The sequence below is a fragment of the Kitasatospora sp. NPDC041917 genome (assembly GCF_055589745.1).
Genome location: NZ_JBVJBI010000044.1, coordinates 21449 through 38367 on the forward strand (window position 1 = coordinate 21449; position 16919 = coordinate 38367).

Annotated in this window: 14 protein-coding genes; 6 read left to right on the forward strand and 8 right to left on the reverse strand. The window is 75.6% G+C overall.

Annotated features, from left to right (window positions below):
• Window positions 1-58: 58 nt before the first annotated feature.
• Window positions 59-607 (forward strand): hypothetical protein, encoded by a 549-nt coding sequence (locus ACZ6EM_RS34035; protein WP_465774074.1) that lies wholly within the window; start codon window positions 59-61, stop codon window positions 605-607.
• Window positions 604-3444, forward strand: coding sequence for a M48 family metalloprotease (locus tag ACZ6EM_RS34040; RefSeq protein ID WP_452179463.1), 2841 nt, complete (start codon window positions 604-606; stop codon window positions 3442-3444). Before ACZ6EM_RS34035 ends, ACZ6EM_RS34040 begins: the two co-directional genes overlap by 4 nt.
• 93 nt (window positions 3445-3537) lie before the next feature.
• On the opposite strand, the gene ACZ6EM_RS34045 is transcribed toward ACZ6EM_RS34040, so the two are convergent.
• Complete coding sequence (locus ACZ6EM_RS34045) at window positions 3538-3675, reverse strand: hypothetical protein (protein ID WP_465774075.1); 138 nt, start codon at window positions 3673-3675, stop codon at window positions 3538-3540.
• 201 nt (window positions 3676-3876) lie between these two features.
• Here ACZ6EM_RS34045 and ACZ6EM_RS34050 point away from each other — a divergent pair, with 201 nt between their 5' ends.
• Window positions 3877-4848, forward strand: coding sequence for a hypothetical protein (locus tag ACZ6EM_RS34050; RefSeq protein WP_465774076.1), 972 nt, complete (start codon window positions 3877-3879; stop codon window positions 4846-4848).
• Between the two features lie 13 nt (window positions 4849-4861).
• On the opposite strand, the gene ligA is transcribed toward ACZ6EM_RS34050, so the two are convergent.
• From ligA to ACZ6EM_RS34070, 4 genes are all read right to left on the reverse strand, one after another.
• The gene (ligA, locus tag ACZ6EM_RS34055) at window positions 4862-6940 is read right to left on the reverse strand and encodes an NAD-dependent DNA ligase LigA (RefSeq protein WP_465774077.1); all 2079 of its coding nucleotides are present in this window, start codon (window positions 6938-6940) and stop codon (window positions 4862-4864) included.
• A 45-nt stretch (window positions 6941-6985) separates the two neighbouring features.
• Complete coding sequence (locus ACZ6EM_RS34060; protein WP_401048924.1) at window positions 6986-8035, reverse strand: hypothetical protein; 1050 nt, start codon at window positions 8033-8035, stop codon at window positions 6986-6988.
• On the reverse strand, window positions 8032-9582 hold the full coding sequence (locus tag ACZ6EM_RS34065; RefSeq protein ID WP_465774078.1) for a phenylacetate--CoA ligase family protein: 1551 nt from the start codon (window positions 9580-9582) through the stop codon (window positions 8032-8034). The genes ACZ6EM_RS34060 and ACZ6EM_RS34065 overlap by 4 nt, the downstream gene beginning before the upstream one ends.
• Window positions 9583-9896: 314 nt before the next feature.
• Entirely contained in the window at window positions 9897-10907 is a 1011-nt protein-coding gene (locus tag ACZ6EM_RS34070; protein ID WP_401048926.1) for a 3-oxoacyl-ACP synthase III family protein, read from the reverse strand.
• Between the two features lie 327 nt (window positions 10908-11234).
• Between ACZ6EM_RS34070 and ACZ6EM_RS34075 the strand changes: the two genes are divergently transcribed.
• Both ACZ6EM_RS34075 and ACZ6EM_RS34080 read left to right on the forward strand, forming a co-directional pair.
• The gene (locus ACZ6EM_RS34075; RefSeq protein ID WP_401048928.1) at window positions 11235-11705 is read left to right on the forward strand and encodes an SRPBCC family protein; all 471 of its coding nucleotides are present in this window, start codon (window positions 11235-11237) and stop codon (window positions 11703-11705) included.
• Between the two features lie 76 nt (window positions 11706-11781).
• Window positions 11782-12567 (forward strand): GntR family transcriptional regulator, encoded by a 786-nt coding sequence (locus tag ACZ6EM_RS34080; protein WP_465774079.1) that lies wholly within the window; start codon window positions 11782-11784, stop codon window positions 12565-12567.
• Between the two features lie 111 nt (window positions 12568-12678).
• On the opposite strand, the gene ACZ6EM_RS34085 is transcribed toward ACZ6EM_RS34080, so the two are convergent.
• Complete coding sequence (locus tag ACZ6EM_RS34085) at window positions 12679-13200, reverse strand: hypothetical protein (RefSeq protein WP_401056543.1); 522 nt, start codon at window positions 13198-13200, stop codon at window positions 12679-12681.
• A 325-nt stretch (window positions 13201-13525) separates the two neighbouring features.
• Here ACZ6EM_RS34085 and ACZ6EM_RS34090 point away from each other — a divergent pair, with 325 nt between their 5' ends.
• The gene (locus ACZ6EM_RS34090) at window positions 13526-14557 is read left to right on the forward strand and encodes an AraC-like ligand-binding domain-containing protein (protein WP_401055199.1); all 1032 of its coding nucleotides are present in this window, start codon (window positions 13526-13528) and stop codon (window positions 14555-14557) included.
• A gap of 406 nt (window positions 14558-14963) precedes the next feature.
• Here the strand turns inward: ACZ6EM_RS34090 and ACZ6EM_RS34095 are convergent, their stop codons facing one another.
• Together ACZ6EM_RS34095 and ACZ6EM_RS34100 are read right to left on the reverse strand one after the other, a co-directional pair.
• Window positions 14964-15734: a hypothetical protein gene (locus ACZ6EM_RS34095; RefSeq protein WP_465774080.1), complete on the reverse strand. Its 771-nt coding sequence runs from the start codon at window positions 15732-15734 to the stop codon at window positions 14964-14966.
• Between the two features lie 59 nt (window positions 15735-15793).
• Entirely contained in the window at window positions 15794-16834 is a 1041-nt protein-coding gene (locus tag ACZ6EM_RS34100) for a DUF4232 domain-containing protein (RefSeq protein WP_465774081.1), read from the reverse strand.
• Window positions 16835-16919 lie beyond the last annotated feature (85 nt).

Here is a 16919-nt window from a genome sequence, read left to right on the forward strand (position 1 = left end):
TCCTGGATGACGAAGCTCCGACTGGGGTAAGTTCCGCCAGCACATCGTCAGTTGACGAATGATCAGCTGGGAGGTCGGGCGGATGGCCGGATCGGTTCGGGACGTCGTCGTGGATGTGGTGACCCGGCTGGCGCCGGAGGAACTGCCGTTGCTGCGGGGGTTGGACGGGCTGTCCTCCGAGGAGGTGGTGGCGCTGTTCGGACGCCGGCAGCGCGGCGAGCCGCTGGGGTTCGGGCTGGCCGAGGCGGCCGCGCTGGCCACCCCGGTGGTGTGGATGGCGGTGGACGAGGCGTGCCGGGCCGCGGTCGGTGCCGGCGTGAGGCGCGCGGGCGGCGGGCTGCGGCGGCTGTGGCGGCGCGTGCGCGCCCGGTCCGCGGTGGAGCCGCCCGTACCGCCGTTGGACGAGCGGCAGTTGGCGGCCGTCCACGCCCGGGTGCGCACGGGTGCCCGCGAGGCCGGGTTCGACGAGCCGGCCGCCGGCGCGCTCGCGGACTGCGTGGTGGCCCGGCTGGCCATGGAGCCGGGCGCGCCCGCTCCCCCGGCGGAACCCGGCTCCGGGGCCGGGTGCGGGTCCGGCGCACCGCTCCTCCCGGAGCCGCCGGCATGAGCGCACCCGCCGCGCCGCCGGTGCCACCGATGCCGCCGCAGCCGCCCGCCGCCCCGCCGGTCCTCGACCCACGGGTGCTGCCCGCCGGAACCGCCCTGCGCTTCGGCCTGCTGCTGCTGTCCATGCTTGTCGCCGGCCACCACATGCTGACGACCGTGCTGGACCTGGTCCGCAAGGGCCGGCCGGCGGAGTACGCCTGCAAGCTGGCCGCCGGGTTCGACCCGGACGGGGACTTCCTGGCACAGCTGGGAGTCGCCCCGGGGACGGACCCGGCCCTGCGCGCCTGCCTGGCCGCCGTACCGGACGACCCGTCGTGGCCGGTGCCCGTCGCTCTGGCGCTGGTGCTGGCCATGGCCGCGGCGCTGTATCTGCTGCTGCCGCGCTGGCGTCGGCGCTCCCGCCGGCTGGTACCCGTGGACGGGCAGCTGCGGGAGGAGCTGGAGCGCCTGGCGGGGCAGGCCCGGCTGCCCGTGGTACCGGAGTTCGTGGTGGACCCGCGCCGGCTCGGCCCGGGGGCGGTGGCGTTCGGCCACGCGCGCCGGCGCACCGTGTGCCTGTACGCGGGGCTCTCGGTGAGCCGGCACAGCGATCCGGCCGGGTTCCGGGCCGTGGTGCTCCACGAGTTCGCGCACATCCGCAACCGGGACGTGGACCTGGGGTACGCGGTCACCGCCCTGTGGCGGGTGTTCGCACTGCTGGTGGCCCTGCCGTTCGTACTGGTGGTCGGCGGGACGCTGGTGGGCGCGGAGTTCGGGCTCTTCGTGGGCGCCGACCGGGTGTTCTGGCCGGCCGGGCGGGCGCCTCTGGTGCGGCAGACGGCCACCGCGCTGGGGATGGCGCTGCTGGTGGTCCTGGCCCGCGCCGACACGCTGCGCCACCGGGAGCTGTACGCGGACGCGGACGCCGTCGCCCTCGGCGCCGACCGGCGGGTGTGGGACGTGCGCGACCCCGCGGGCCCGGCCGCCCGGCTCGGCCGCATCTGGCGGTCGCATCCGACCTGGGCGCAGCGGCGCCGGGCGCTGGACGATCCGGCGGCGCTGTTCACCCTGGCGCCGTTGCAGACGTTCCTGGTGGGCGCGGCCGGTATCGCCGTCCCCCTGCTGCTGCCCCCGTTCGCCGACGGGACGGTCGGGGTGTGGCTGGCCACCGTGCCGACGGTGCTGATCCTCGCGGTGGCGGCCTGGCGGTCGACGGCGTACGCGGCGCACCGCGGGACGGCCGGGCCGGACGGGCTGCGGGCGGGGCTGTGGCTGGGCGCCGGCCTGGTGGTCGGCGAGCTGACCGTGGACATCACCGCCGGCCGGAGTTGGTTTCCGGAGCATCCGATCGCCCTGCTCGTGCCGCTGGTCGGCGCGTTGGCGTACGTCCCGTGGCTGGTGCAGTGCGCCCGGCTGGGGCTGGTTCCGGGGCGCGGGCGGGTGGCCGCGGTGATGGCGCTGGCGGCGGCGGTGCTGGTCGCCGCGGCCGGGCTGACCTGGTGGTCGGGGGGCGGCCACCTGTACACCGCCGGGGACTTCATGGTCCAGGGCGGGATCCGGGAGGTGCTGGTCCAGCAGTTCCCCGACGGGTGGGAGCGGCACCGGGCCGAACTGGGGTGGATCGCCGCCGTGCTGCCGCGTCTCGGGACGGACGGGCGCACCGTGGCCTTCGCCGCGGCCGCGGGGGCGCTGTGGGCGCTGCCGTACCTGCTGTGGCTGTTCGGCGGGCACCGGGGGCTCGGCCGGGTGCTGCGCCGCGGGCTGCTGGGCGGTGTCCTGTGCGTGGTCGGGCTGCTGGTGGTCAAGGCGGCGCTGTACCCGGGCCGGCCGCCGCTGGGTGAGCGCGGGAGCGGGTACGCGCTGCGGTACGTGTGGTGGCTGACGGTCGCGATCTGGGCCGGGGTGGTGGTCACGGCGGTGGTCGTGGCGCTGGTGTCCCGGCGACTGTGGCTCGTCGGGGCGCTGGTGGCGGCGGGCATCGCCCAGGCGTGCGCGCTGGTGGCGGTGTTCCTGCTGATGTCGGTGGACGGGTGCCTCGGGCCGATGCGGACCATGGGCGACAGCTGTCTGTGGGTGCCGCGGGGCGGTTGGCCGGTGGTGCAGGTGCTGGCCGGCCCGGTGCTTCCGGCGCTGTTCGGGGCGGCGATGGCCGCGGCACTGGTGCGGCTGCCGCTCGCGCTCGTCCGACGGGGCGGCGGCCCGGAGACCGCCGACCGGGTGGCGCGCTCCGGCGCCCGGCGGGCGGTGCTCGCCGGGGTCCTCGTCGGGGCGCTGGCGCTGGGGCCCGTCGCCGTGCAGGCGTCGGCGTCGGGTTCGGCGGGCGGGCTCGGCCCCGTGGTGCAGCGTCCGGCCGACGCCCGGTCCGAACGGGTGCGCGTCTTCCAGCTGCTGATGTGGTACCGGGTCGGCGGGAAGCAGGACACCCTGGCGCTCATCGAGGGGTACCAGGCCTTCTACGACGAGGTCCAGGTGCTCGAACGGACGGCGCGGGAGCACCCGGGCGAGCAGGTGCGGTTCGACGGCCGCCGCTTCGCCGGGATCTGCACCACGCTCCACCGCGCCGCCGGGACCGCCCTGGGACACCTCCACATCCCCGACTCCGGCCTGGACGGGCCGTGGTGGGCGGCGCTGGAGCAGACCCGACGGGCCGGGCAGCACTGCGCGCAGGTCATGGACCGCGACCGCGAGGAGCAGCCGGGCGAGGGCGACGCCGTACTGACGGAGGTCGCCGACGGGCTCCGTGCGACCCTGGGCGCCATCGATCCCGTCGTGCGGCGGATCGAGAGCGACGGGCCGCGGTACTGGCCGGACCTGGTCCGCATCACCGGCCCTCGGCCCTCGGGGCAGGGCGACGGCTGAGGGGCGGTCCCGCTCGGGCGGTCGGCTCGCCGAACCGGCGGGCGGGGCCGGCCGCGGCCTGCTCCTGCTGAGCGCTCGGCGGCCGCCGAGCGCTCAGCCCGAGGAGACCGGCGGGACCGGCGGGACCGGCAGGGCCGGGAGTCGGTCCAGCGCGATCCCGAAGCGGGTGCGGTAGGCGGCGAGGGCCTCGTCGTCGGCGAGGGTCCGCTCGGGGTCTGGCGCGTGATCCATTCGGCCGTTCCACCGGGGTGCGGGGCGCGGGGGCATCGGCTTTTGGTCCTACGTCCACCCGGACGGCCGTGCGCGGCCACGGGTCGGCATCGCCCCCGGGCGCTGCCCCCGCTCTGCCCTTTCGGCCCTCGTGGACACCCGCGCCGGGGCCGTAGTCTCGACGGCCGGGGGCCGGACGGCGACACGGGAGGGCGGGGAAGCGTGCGCAAGGCCGTGACACACTCGGTGCCGCCGGTGCCCGGGGCCGCACCGAGGAGGCGTACGACGCCGGGCCCGGCCGCGGTGCCCACCGCCCCCGGGAGGGCGCCGTACCCGGCCGAACTCGCCGCCCTCCAGCGGACGGTGGGCAACGCGGCCGTGACGCGCCGGCTGCAGCGCCAGGAGGCCCCCGGGGTCAGGGAGCAGGCGCGGCGCGACGCCGCCGACCCCACCGGGCACGGCGAGTGGGGCACGTTCCGCGAGGACATGGCCCGGGCGGGCTTCTCCGGGGACGTCACGGAGATCGCCTGGCAGCTCGTCCTCGGCGGCATCGCCGACCAGGGACGGCTCAACGACGAGGCCATGGCGCGGTTCACCGAACGCCAGGACCAGCGCGACCACCGCGCGTCGAACAGCTGGTACCAGGAGCTGGTGAAGGTCGTCGGCGACCACCTGGAGATCGACACGCCGACGCTGGCCCTGTGGTCGGGCGGCCGGGAGATCAGCGACTACGCCCTCGCCAAGGGCCACACCCCGCTGGAGGCCACCGCCTTCGGCGGCGTGGTCGACCGGCTGGCGCTGACCCCGGACTGGATGCTCAAGACGCCGATGTGGAACGTCCTGTCCAAGGCCTTCGTGAGCCGCGCCCGCGGCCCCGTCCACATCTTCCTGCGGGCCTACGACCCCGAGAGCGTCCTGATCGCGCAGGAGGTGCCGCAGCTGCGGGTGGTCATGGCGCTCGACCCGGCGGTGCGGCTCGTCTGGCACCCGGTGTACGCCGCGGCCGACGGCCGGCTGATGGAGATCACCAGGGGCCTCGACCTGGCCCCCGACGCGCCCTGCTCCACCCGCGACGCGTGCGTGCGGATCCTCTACGACTACCTGCGCCTCGTCCACGACCCGGCCAACACCCGCTCCGAGCGCGCCCACGCGGACATGAGCGCCCGCCTCGCCGCCAACGGCAACCCCCCGTAGCGCCGGCCGGCCGTCAGGCCTCCAGGTGGGTGGCCACCAGGGTGGCGAACTCCTCAGGGGTGAGGATGCGGATGCCGAGTTCCTCGGCCTTGGCGCGCTTGGAGCCGGCCTTCTCCCCCGCGACCAGGAGGGTGGTGCGCTTGGAGACCGAGGAGGAGGCCTTGCCCCCGGCGCGTTCGATCAGTTCGTTCATCTGGTTGCGGGAGAGGTCGGCGAGGGCGCCGGTCATGCTGCCGGTGACGACGACGGCCTCACCGGCCAGCGGTCCGCCGTCGCCACCGCCGTCGCTCCCCTCGCCGGTGCCGTTCCCGTCGCCGGTGCCGCTCGCCCCCGCCGCGGCGGCGGGGGCGGTCGGGGCGGTGACGGCGGTGCCCACGCCGAGGGCGGCGAGGCGGTCCAGCAGCGGGGCGAGGTCGACGAGTTCGGCGGCGACGACGCGGGCCTTCTCGGTGCCGATGCCGTCGACGCCGGCCAGGGTTTCGGCGTCGGCGGCGCGGATCGCCGTCATGCTGCCGAAGTGCGCGGCGATGCGGCGGGACATGGTCCGTCCGGTGCCGCGGATGCCGAGGGCGCAGAAGACCCGGTTGAGCGGCTGGGTGCGGGCGGTGGCGATCGCGGCGAGCAGGTTGTCGGCGCTGGTCTCCCCCATCCGTTCCAGGGTGAGCAGTTGCTCGCGGGTGAGGGTGAACAGGTCGGCGAGGTCGGCGACCAGGCCGGCTTCGACGAGCTGGACGGCGCGGGTGCCGCCGAGGCCCTCGATGTCGAGCTGGTCGCGGCCGGCCGCGTAGAGGACGGAGGCGACGGCCTGGCAGTTGCGGCCGCGGGTGCAGCGCCAGCGCTGTTCGGTGGTGTCGATGGCGTCGCCGCAGCGCGGGCACGCCTCGGGGAAGGCGATCGGCTGCTCGGCGCCGGTGCGGGCGTCGAGCACCGGGGCCTCCACCCGGGGGATCACGTCGCCGGCGCGGTAGACGAAGACCTGGTCGCCGATCATCAGCCCGCGCCGTTCGATGTCGGCGGGGTTGTGGAGGGTGGCGAAGGTGACGGTGACGCCGTCGATGACGACGGGTTCGAGGACGGCGCGCGGGGCGATGATCCCGGTGCGGCCGACGTTCCACTCCACCCCGAGCAGCCGGGTGACCTTGTGCTGGGCGGCCAGTTTGCGGGCCACCGCCCAGCGCGGGGCGCGCGAGCCCAGGCCGGCCTCGGCACGGTCGGCGGCCAGGTCGGCCTTGACCACCACGCCGTCGATCCCGAAGGGCAGTTCGGCGCGCAGCGCGGCGATCTCCTCGATGCGCTGCTGGACCTCGGTGATGCCCGCGCAGTGCCGCGGGCGGGCGTCGGTGGTGGCGGCGGTGTTGGCGCCGAGGGCGGCGAGGTGGTCCAGCAGGGCGCTGTGGTCGAGGCCCTCGGGGCCGACGGCGTCGTAGGCGAAGAAGGTCAGTTCGATCCTGTAGGGGCGGTCCTTGGCCCGCAGGGTGCCGGCGGCACCGCTGCGGGGGTGGGCGAAGGGGGTGGCGCCGTGCTCGGCGCGCACCCGGTTGGCGTGCTCGAACTGCTCCTGGGTGAGCAGGACTTCGCCGCGCAGTTCGATGTCGGCGGGCTCGGTGAGCTCGGCGGGCAGACCGAGGACGGCGTCGGCGGCGTGGGTGATGTCCTCGCCGGCGAGGCCGTCGCCGCGGGTGATGAGCTGCTGCAGGCGCCCGGCGCGGTAGCGGGCGGCGACGGCGAGGCCGTCGAGCTTGGGCTCCACGCACCAGGCGGCGACCGGCCGGCCCAGGCGCCGTTCGAGGCCGGCGGCCCAGGACTCCAGTTCCTCGGCGGAGAAGACGTTGTCCAGTGAGAGCATCGGCGCGCTGTGCGGGACGTCGCCGGTGGCGGCGCCGCCGGCCACCTTTCCGGTCGGCGAGTCGGGCAGGGCCTGGTCGGGGTGGGCGCTCTCGTAGGCGGCGATGTCCCGCAGCAGGGCGTCGTACTCGTCGTCCCCGAGCGGGGTGGAACCGTCGGTGTAGTACGCGGCGGCGGCCCGGACGGCGGCGGCGACGGCGTCGGCGTACGCGGACGGGGAGGAGAGCGGTGCTGCGGTCTCGATCATGCGGGAATCATGACGGCCGGCACTGACATCGGCGCCCGGGGGCGGTCAGACCAGCCGGGCGGTGGTGGGGGTGCCGGCGCCGTTGCGGCGGGCGTCGCGGCGGGCGTGGCCGGGGGTGGGGCCGGTGCCGAGGACGCGGCCGTCGGCGAGGGCGAGCCAGGTGCCCGGGGGTGTGCCCTCGGGGACGGGGGCGGCGAGGGCGGCGCCGGGCTCGGTGCCGGGTCCGGCACCGGAAGGAACCGGGACCGGGTGGCCCTCGCGCCACTGGGCGGTGGTCCGCTCGCCGCCCGAGCGGCGCCGCCAGTACAGGTGCTGGGCGACGATCAGCGGGCCCAGCGCGGTGAGCAGCGGGAATCCGGTGGTGAGCCGGCCGAGGGCGAAGCAGGCGCTGACGGCGCTGGTGGTCAGCAGGCCGACGAGGGCGGCGACGACGGCGGCGGTGCGGCCGTGGGCCTTGGCGGCGACCAGCGGGTACAGGACGAGCAGCAGCAGGTCGCCGAGGCCGACGGCGACGGGGGCCGGGCCGCCGGTGAGGGCGAGCATCGGGGCGAAGGGGCGGTCCTGGACCTGTTCGAAGAAGCGGGCGGTGGTGTCGGTGAGGGTGGTGGCGGCGAGGTCGTAGGCGGTGAGGACGGCGGCCAGGGCGGCGGTGTGGACGGAGCGCAGGCCGCTCTGGGTCCAGAGGTTGGCGACGCCGACGACGGCGGCGGCGATCATCAGGTCACTGCCGGCCCGGGCGGCGCCGGGGTGGCCGGTGAGGGCGGCGAGCGTGGTGGCGGCGGTGGCGGTGAGGGCGGCGGCCCAGGACCAGGGGGCGGCGCGCAGCCGGGTGGCGGCGAGCAGCGGGGCGAGGGTGAACTGGACGGCCAGGCAGCTGACGAGGCCGAAGACGGCGGAGACGGCGGCGCCGGGCAGGGCGGTGTAGAGCAGCGGGGCGAGGACGACGCCGGCGCACAGGACGGCGATGTCACCGCCGGTGTAGACGCCGACCGGGGGGCGGGGCATCCGGATCCGGGCGAGGTACCAGGCGGCCAGGGCCAGTTCGGCGGCGACGGCGGCGCTCAGTGCGGCCAGGGCGGCGGGGCTGACGGTCATGCGGTTCCTCCCGCGGCCGGGGCCGTCGACGGTGCCGGGGATGCCGGGGGTGCCGGTGGGGTGCCGAGGGCGCCGGGGCCGCCGGCGGTGTCGAGGGTGGTGTCGAGGGTGTCGAAGGTGTGCTCGCGCAGGTCGGCGCGCAGGGGTGCGGTGGGCGGCATGGCGGCGCGGTCCTCGTACAGCACGATGTCGGACAGCCGCAGGCCGGCGGCGTGGGCGCGCTCCTCCAGGCGGCCGCGCAGGGCGGTGGCGGGCAGGCGGTCGACCAGCAGGTGCAGGCGGGCGGGTCCGCCGGGGCCGTCGGGGCCTTCGGTGAGGGCGTGGCGGGCGGGCAGCGGGACCTCCGGTTCGGCCTCGACCAGGTCGAGCACCTCGCGGGTGGTGACGGTGCGGCTGAGCGGCCCGTTCCAGCGGCCGAGGATCTCGGAGGTGGCGGGGAGGTGGGCGATTTCGCAGGTGGGTGGCTCGGCGGGGAGGCGGACGAGGTCGCCGGTGGCGTAGCGCAGCAGCAGGGTGCAGTCGCGGTAGGGCACGTAGGGGGTGTGCACGACGGTGCCGGTGGCGCCGGGGGCGGTGGGTTCCCAGGTGAGCGGGTCGAGGACTTCGAGGTGTCCGAACTCGGTGGTGTGGTGGAGGTGGCCCCGGGTGCAGGGGGTGGCGCCGGAGGGCAGGATCTCGGTCATCAGGTAGGCGGAGGTGGCGGTGGCGCCGAACACCTCCTCGGCGCGGCGGCGCAGGGGCGCGGAGAGCACCTCACCGCCGACGCTGATCGACCGCAGGCCGAAGTCGGCGCTGCGCCACTTGCGTTGTTCGGCTTCCTGGACGAGGGCGGCCAGGTAGGAGGCGGAGGTGGTCAGGTGGGTGATCTGGGGGTCCTTGCCGGGCAGGCCGAGCGGGGCGGCGAGGCGGTCGAGGGCCACGGCGGGGCCGACGGTGCCGAACTGGACGAACCCGGCGCCGGCGCGGGTGGCCGACTCCTCGGCGTTGACCAGCGGCAGGGTGGCGCGGGAGCAGCCGGCGTAGGCGACGGTGTGGCGGGGGCGCAGGCCGAGGCCGAGCACGGCGGAGATGGTGCTGAAGGCGACGGCGCACTCCAGTTCGGCGCGGGAGAACCACACCGCGGTGGGGGTGCCGCTGGTGCCGGTGGTGAGCGCCATCAGGACGGGGGTGGCGGCGTCCGAGACGAAGGCGGCGGGCAGGGCGCGCAGCGCCTGTTTGGGGGTGACGGGGACGCGCGACCAGTCCTCGGGCTCCAACCGGGCCGGGTCGAGGTCGAGTTCGGCGAACAGCCGGCGGTAGTGGGCGGTGTGCCGGGCGGCGGCGCGGGCGGTGGCGCGCAGGCTGCGCCGGGCCACCTCGCGCCGCACCTGCGGGTCGACGTGTCCGGCCCGGCCGGGCAGCAGGGCGGAGTCCTCGCCGGGCTCGCCGAACTCGGCGATGGTGGCGACCAGGTCCCGCGCGAGGCGTTCCAGGTCGTTCGGGCGTATTCGACGGTTCGTCAGGATTGCTGCGCCGTAACGCAGTTGGCTCAGCGCGGTCGCGAACAAGCGGACTCCCCAGGCCAGGGTCGGACGGTACGCCACCCGGCCCCGGCCGGGGTCGATCGGATCAGGCCCCGATCAGGTCAGACCATGTGGAGGAACATGGCGGCGGTGAGGGTGCTGAAGGCGTACTTGAGGTAGTGCTTGACCATGATCGGTTCTCCCTCGTACGGGCCGGCCGGCCGCCCTGACCGGGCGCGGCAGCGGATGCCCGCGGCCGGTTCTGGTCGACGGGCAACGGCAGTATAGGGACGGTTCGGCCACCCGCAACAGCCTGTGTGCACGGCCAACCTTCCGGCTATTCACGTCAGTTCGTGGCGTCAGCACTCCAGGAGGGTGCAGCTCCAGTGCATGCCGCGCCCCATGCCGGCCAGGGCGATCAGGTCGCCGTCGCCGAAGTGCCCGGACGCGCGGTGGTGATGGAGGTCGAGGAGGTGGTCCGCGGCCCCGAAGTGGCCCCGCTCCAGGGAGATTTCGAGGTTGGTGCGCTCCACCGGGACGCCGAGCCGGTCGGCCAGCTTCGTCAGCGTGCCGAGGTTGTCGTTGAGCAGCACCACCCTGGCCAGGTCCGGGACGGACGCGCCGATCCGCTTGCAGGCCCGGGCCACCACCTCGTGCACCCGCTCGCCCATCAGGCCGGCGAACTCCTGGAAGCGCTCGGCGTCGTAGTCGAAGAACTCCATCAGGCCCCAGGCGTCGCGGGCCGGCGGGGGCGTCCGACCGCCGCGGAAGGGGTCGGCCGCCCCGCCCCGGTCCATCCGGAACAGGTCGACGTAGCGGCCGTCGCTGATCGTCTCGCTGGCCCGCCAGCGCAGTTCGGGGTGGCCGCGCCCGGCCACCGCGGCACCGGCGCCGTCGGAGAACAGCAGTGAGTTGGTGTGCATCCGGTTCCAGTACGGCTCGCACGTCCGGTTCGCCCCGACCACCAGCGCCCGCTGGTACTCGGGGTGCGTGGCGAAGCGGCCGGCGAGCAGGTCGAAGCAGGTGATGCCGCTGACGCAGCCCTGGCCGACGAGGACCGCCTCGGCACGGCGGGCGCCCAGCCGGTCCTGGAGGCTCGCGGCCGCGTCCCAGTACAGGTACTCGGGGATGTCGGTGATCGCGAGGACCACCAGGTCCAGCTCGGCGGGGTCGGTGCCCGCTTCGTCCAGGGCCGCCCGGGCGGCGTCGACGGCCAGGTCGGTGAGCCCGACCCCGGCCGGGCTGCGGTGGACGGTGCGGTAGCCGTACGCCAGGACGCGTTCGACGTCCTTCGTGTACTCCGACGCCACGTCCGCGACGGCGACGGGCTCCCCGAGGGCCGATCCGAACGACATCAGTCCGTAGTCCACGCCACTGCCCCTTCCGGCCGCGCGGCTCGCCTGTCCGCGCACTGATCGACACCGGAAAGGTGCCGCTTCCGCCGCCGAGGGAGTTCGTCATCGAACTTCCGTTTCCCGGTCCGGCCCGACGCCCCGTCAGGCTATACAGCGCCGAGGAGCCCTGACCAGCACCGACACCGGCACCCTCGCCGCACGAACGGACGACGACACCGGCGGGACCCCGAGGTGCGGGAGGGCCGGATCGACCATGCGGTGCATGCCCGGCCGCTCTGCGGGCAGGCGCGTTCCGCAGGAAGCCGCCCCGGGGCGGCTGGTGACGAGAGGCCAGGAGGAGCGATGCACCGGATCGAGGAGTCCGTCGAGGTGGCGGCGCCGCTCGGCGCGGTCTATGCGAGCTGGGTCAGGTGCGAGGAGTTCCCGCGGTTCATGCGGGGGGTGGTCAGTGTCGACCGGTCGGGTCCGGGCACCAGCTGGGTGGTGCGGACCGCGGCCGGGCCGAGGGAGTTCGAGGCGGTGACCACCGAGCTGGTGGCGGACGAGCGGGTGGCGTGGGACAGCGGCCCCGGGCCGGTGCGGCACCGGGGTGTGGTCACCTTCCACCCCGTGGACGAGCGGACCACCCGGGTGATGCTCCAGCTGGAGGTCGAGCCGCACGGGCTCTGGGAGCACCTCGCCGAGGCGCTCGGCTTCGTCGACCGCCGGGTGATCGACGATCTGGCGGACTTCAGGCACCACGTCGAGGAGGACTGTGAGGGGAAAAGCAAGGAGGACGGCGGGCCGGCGGCCCGGGCGGCCTCCGAGGGGTAGGGCCACGGGTCGCCGGCGGCAGCAGCAGGCCCGGGCGGCGGGCCCCGGCCCGGACGGCGCTCGATAGGCTTGCGCGGTGAACCACCCCATCCCCAGGGCCGTCCCCGAGCCCGCCCGCGCCGGTGTCCCCGAGCACGGCCGGGTGCCCAAGTACTACCTGGTCAAGGCCCGCCTGGAGGAGCTGATCGCCGAGCTGGGCCCGGGCGGGCGGCTGCCCACCGAGGTCGATCTGGCGCAGCGTCACGGGGTCGCGCGGGCGACGGTGCGCCAGGCGCTGCGCGAGCTGCTGCTGGAGGGCCGGTTGCGGCGGCAGGGCCGGGGCACGGTCGTGGCCGGGCCGAAGATCGAGCAGCCGCTGTCCCTGAGCAGCTACACCGAGGGCGTCTCGCGCCAGGGCCTGCGCCCGGGCCGCACCCTGATCGCCCTGGACCGGCTGCCCGCCGACGCGGCGATGGCCCGGCTGCTGGAGGTCCCCGAGGGCGAGCCGCTGTGGCACCTGGAGCGGGTGCTGCGCGCGGACGAGGAGCGCGTCGGGCTGGAGTCCACGTACGTGCCGGTCGCCCGGGTGCCCGCGCTGGCAGGGGACTTCGACCCCGAGGGGTCCTTCTACGGCTATCTGCGCGAGCAGGGGGTGCGGCTCGGTGCCGCCGACGAGCGGATCGAGACGGTGCCGGCCAGCCCGCGCGAGGCCCTGCTGATCGGCACCCCGCCGGCGCTGCCGATGCTGCTGCTGCACCGCCGCAGCCTGGACGCGGCGGGGCGCCCGCTGGAGCAGGTGCGCACCCTCTACCGCGGGGACCGGTTCAGTTTCACCCTCGCCCTGGGCGCCCCGGACGCCCCGAGCGCCCCGAACGCGAACTGACCGTCCGGCGGCCGCGGGTCCGGCCGCCGCCGGCAGGGCGTGCGGGGCATGCGGGGCATGCGGGGCGTGCGGGGCGTGCGGGGCGTACGAAGCGTCCGGGGCTTGCGGGTGTCAGCAGGTGCCGACGCGGCCGTTGTACGAGGACCAGACCGGCGCCCAGGGGCTGTTGTTGTCGTGCGGGCGGTAGACGACGAGGTTGCCGTCGTTCTGCATGCGCACCCAGTTGGCGCTGGGGTTGCAGCCGAGGGCGGTGCCGGACCACCACTTGGCCTTCTTGAAGGTGTCGTAGACGACGAAGTTGCCGTCGTACTGCATGATCACCTTGCCCGGGCCGCCGCTGTTGGTGCCGCTGGCCCACAGCGCGTAGCCGGTGTTGGTGTCGTACTCCACGAGGTTGCCGTCGTTCTGGTAGAGCAGCCGGTAGTCGCCGTTGCCGGAGACGAGCGAGTCGCCGGGCAGCAGGCAGTTGCCCCAGTTCATGTGGTCCCAGCCGCTCGGGTTGCGCGAGCAGTTCCACTCGCTGTTGACGTCGGCGGAGGCGCTGGTGGCGGTCGTCAGTCCGGTGACCGAGGCCAGCGCCAGGGCGGCGCCGACCAGGGACAGGGTTCGCTTGACCGTTCCGGTGTTCCTCATCGTTTCCCCTCGTTTCTGCTGCGGCGCGGTTCCCGACCGGCCGCGGCACGGTGTCGTGGACGGCTGTACGGACCCGGGGCCCGCCCGCCGTCGTGCGGTGGGAGCGGGGCCTCTCGACCCCTGCGTCCATGGCAACGGGATGCGGGCGGCGGCCGGTTCACCGGGATTCCCGCGGCCGGCCGCCGGACCGGGGGCCGGGCGGAGGCCACCGGGCCCGACCTTGTAGGTTTCGGTGTCACCGGCTGCAAGGAGCCGGTGACACCTGGTGGGGAGGGGAGCCCGGCCGGGCAGGAAGGGGACGGACCCCGGAAGGAAAGGGCGGACAGTGGCCACGAGCACGCAGAGCGTGTTCCGCAGCGAGGGCGTACCCGTGACGGAACGGTTCGACTGCTGGCGGGAGTTGGTCAGCCGTACCCGGGACAGCGAGGTGACCAGCGTCCACTGCGACGACTTCCGGGCGGAGATGCGGCGCCTGGAGCTGGGCCCGGTGACCCTCCTGCGCAGCTCCTTCCAGCCGACCCGCTTCCACCGCACCGCGCGCCGGGTGCGGCGCTCGGACCCGGAGGTGTTCCACCTCACCCTGCTGCTCGACGGCGGCTTCACCCTGACCCGCGACACCGGGCGCACCGAGACCTTCGGGCCCGGCAACCTGCACATGCTCGACAGCTCCCACCCGTTCGACCTGCGGGCCTTCGGCTCCCGCGCCGCCCGCTCCCCCGGCGACCTGCGGATCGAGGCCGTCGGCGTCGACTTCCCCTCCGCCCTGCTGCCGGTGCCGCCGCACCGGCTGGAGGACCTGCTGGGCCGCGGCTTCTCCTCCCGGGAGGGCACCTGCGCGCTGCTCTCGGACTTCCTCCTCAACCTCGACCGGCAGGCCGCCCTCCTGGGCCCCGCCGACGCCCCCCGCCTGGGCGGCGTCGTGGTCGACCTGGTGGCCGCCTGGCTCGCCCGGGAGGTGGACGCCGAGGCCGCCGTGCCCGACGACAGCCGGCAGCGGGCCCTGGTCGAGCACGTCCGGGCCTTCATCGGACGCAACCTGCACGACCCCGAACTGACGCCCGCCGTGATCGCCGCCGCCCACCACATCTCCGTCAGCTACCTGCACCGCCTCTTCGGCCGGGAGTCCGGCGGCGAGACCGTCGCCGCCTTCATCCGCCGCCGCCGGCTGGAGCGGGCCCGCCGCGACCTGGCCGACCCCGCGCTGCGCTCCCTGCCCGTCCACGCCGTCGCCACCCGCTGCGGCCTGCCCCGCGCCGCCGAGTTCAGCCGCGCCTTCAAGGCCGCGTACGGCCTCTCCCCCCGCGAGCACCGCCACCGCGCCCTGACCGGGAGCGGGGCCGGGGCCGTCGGCGGGTAGCCGTACGGGCAGCGCGGCCCGTACGGGCAAGGGCAGCCGTACGGGCGGCGCGGCCCGTACGGGCAAGGGCAGCCGTGCGGGCGGCGCGGCCCGTACGGACCGGGCCCACGGGCGCGAAAACCCCGCACCGTGAGCACCGGGTGCGCACGAGCGGGCGGGAATCCCGGATCAGTGCACGCAATGCCAAGGACTGTCCACTCAGCGCCAACACGGCGGGGGTGACGCCCTGGCATCCTCCCTGAGGGACACCGCGCAGCGGAACGTCGAGTTCCGTTCCGCGCCGGCGGCCCGGCACGCCACGGGGGAGCGTGCCGGGCCGCCGGGTCCCGCACCGCCCGGCCCGACCGGACGGCCGGCCGGACTCGGCGGGGCTCAGCCGGTCATCGGCCTCAGCGACTCGGCGGCTTCAGCGGGCGGACTCGTGGGCGAGGACGGCCTGGGCGACCGCCTTCTGCAGCGGGCTCAGGTGCTTGTCGACGAGGGTCTGGTAGTCGCCGGCACGGCCGTCGGCCCACTGGCCCAGGCCCGCGACCATGGCCCGGCCGGCGCCGGAGAACGCCTGCACCATGCCGCTGTCCGGGGGCAGGGTGGCCAGGCCCGAGGCGGGCGGCGGGGCCTGGGCGCCGACCTGGTAGTCGTCGAAGGCCATGCTGAGGGTGGTGACCAGGTGGACGGTGTCCTTGGGGTCGGCCATGGTGAAGACGGCCAGGTTGTACTGGTTCTTGGCGCTGTCGGTGTACAGGGCGATCTGCTCGCCCAGGCAGCCCTTGGAGGCGCGGATCATCCCGATCAGCCGCGGGCCGACCGAGTCCGGTTCGACGCAGGAGTTCATGACGGTCGATCCGACCCTGGTGTAGACCTCGCCGCCGGCCGCCGTCACCTGGGCGGGGAACAGCTGGTCGAGCGGCAGCAGGGAGGCGTCCGGGGTGGCCGAGGCCCGGGCCGCGGCGGCGGAAGCCGTGACGGAAACGGACGCGGCCGGGGACACGGAAGCGGGCGGGGCCGCAGTGGCGGAAGCGGCCGGGGCCCCGCTCTCGTCACCGGAGGGGCGCAGCAGGGTGAAGGCGCCGCCGGTCACCGCGGCGGCGACGACGGCGAGCGCGAGGTTGCGCGGCCAGACCCGCTGGGGGCGGGGTGAGGAGTCGTCGGGCCGCTGGTCAGGATCGGTGGGGAACATACCGCCGTACCGTAGTGATCTTGATTGCGGCGCTTGACGACGGTCCGATCACAGTGCGATCACATTGTCGGGGCCGGTGACGGCTTGTCGTTCGTGTCCTCCGGGACCCAGGCACCGGCGCCGAGGCGCCCGGTGGTGCCGAGGTCGATTTCCGGGACGACCGTGACGGGGGCCGCGTCGGGGGTGGCGCGCACCCGCACGTACGGGGCGTTGAGCGGGTCCCCGGCACCGGCCTCGGTGGTGTTGCGCCACACCAGGGTGGTGCGGGCGCCCTCCCCCGGGCGCAGGGCGATCTTCCGCGGCGGGTCGTCGGCGCCGGTGCCGGAGGCGATCCCGGCGCCGCCGCGCAGGATCCGCACGCCGTCGAGGGGCTTGTGGTCGAGGTCGAGCGGCTGCACCTGCGGGTAGCCGTCGAGGGTGACGACGGCGGTGCCGCAGTTGCGCAGGTGCAGGCCGACCACGCGCAGGCCCATGGCGGCGTCGCCGTCGTCGGCGTACAGCCGCAGGCCGGAGGGCGGGCAGGGGCCGCCGGCACCGGGTGCCTCGGCGGTGGGCACGCTGCGGACCTTGAGGAGCTCCGGCTTCGGCGGGCGGAGGTTGTCGGGCTGTCCCAGGGTGGGCGCGCCCGGGCGGGAGCCCGGCCCGGTCGGGCCGGGCGCGGTCAGGTCGATCCGCCCCTTCTCGGTGGCGCCGGGGGCGAGCCCGGTGACGGTCCGGGTGAGGTTCCCTCCCCCGCCCGACCCGGGGCTGCCGAACACCGCCGCGCCGCGGCTCGGATCGGGGCCGTTGAACACCACGGTGTAGTCGTAGGGTTCGCTGTTCGGGTTGGTCACCTCGTACTCGAAGCAGGTGCGGCCGACGGCGGTGATCCGCACCCCGCCCTGGGCGAGCGCCGTCGGCTGCGGCACGCCGGGTGCCCCCGGCGACGGGGTGCCGCACGACCCGGGGCTGCCGGAGGCCTCCGGGCCGCCGCCGGAGGCCGCGGTCGTCGCGGTGCCGCCGGAGGCCGCGGTGCCGCAGCCCGCGAGCAGCAGTACGGCGCCGGCGGCGGCGAAGTGACGGACCATCAGCGATGGTCGGGGCATGGAGGTCTGGCGCATCGGCCGAGTCGATCACGCCCCGCGCCGGACGGCAGTGAGCCGCGTCACTTCGTGTGCAACAGCCCTGCCACGGTCCGCGCCGGCC

Coding starts and splice junctions, on each gene's coding strand:
- ACZ6EM_RS34040 (WP_452179463.1), top strand. CDS start 604: ATGAGCGCACCCGCCGCGCCGCCGGTGCCACCGATGCCGCCGCAGCCG.
- ACZ6EM_RS34045 (WP_465774075.1), bottom strand. CDS start 3,675: ATGGATCACGCGCCAGACCCCGAGCGGACCCTCGCCGACGACGAGGCC.
- ACZ6EM_RS34035 (WP_465774074.1), top strand. CDS start 59: ATGATCAGCTGGGAGGTCGGGCGGATGGCCGGATCGGTTCGGGACGTC.
- ACZ6EM_RS34060 (WP_401048924.1), bottom strand. CDS start 8,035: ATGACCGTCAGCCCCGCCGCCCTGGCCGCACTGAGCGCCGCCGTCGCC.
- ACZ6EM_RS34095 (WP_465774080.1), bottom strand. CDS start 15,734: ATGTTCCCCACCGATCCTGACCAGCGGCCCGACGACTCCTCACCCCGC.
- ACZ6EM_RS34075 (WP_401048928.1), top strand. CDS start 11,235: ATGCACCGGATCGAGGAGTCCGTCGAGGTGGCGGCGCCGCTCGGCGCG.
- ACZ6EM_RS34085 (WP_401056543.1), bottom strand. CDS start 13,200: ATGAGGAACACCGGAACGGTCAAGCGAACCCTGTCCCTGGTCGGCGCC.
- ligA (WP_465774077.1), bottom strand. CDS start 6,940: ATGATCGAGACCGCAGCACCGCTCTCCTCCCCGTCCGCGTACGCCGAC.
- ACZ6EM_RS34100 (WP_465774081.1), bottom strand. CDS start 16,834: ATGCGCCAGACCTCCATGCCCCGACCATCGCTGATGGTCCGTCACTTC.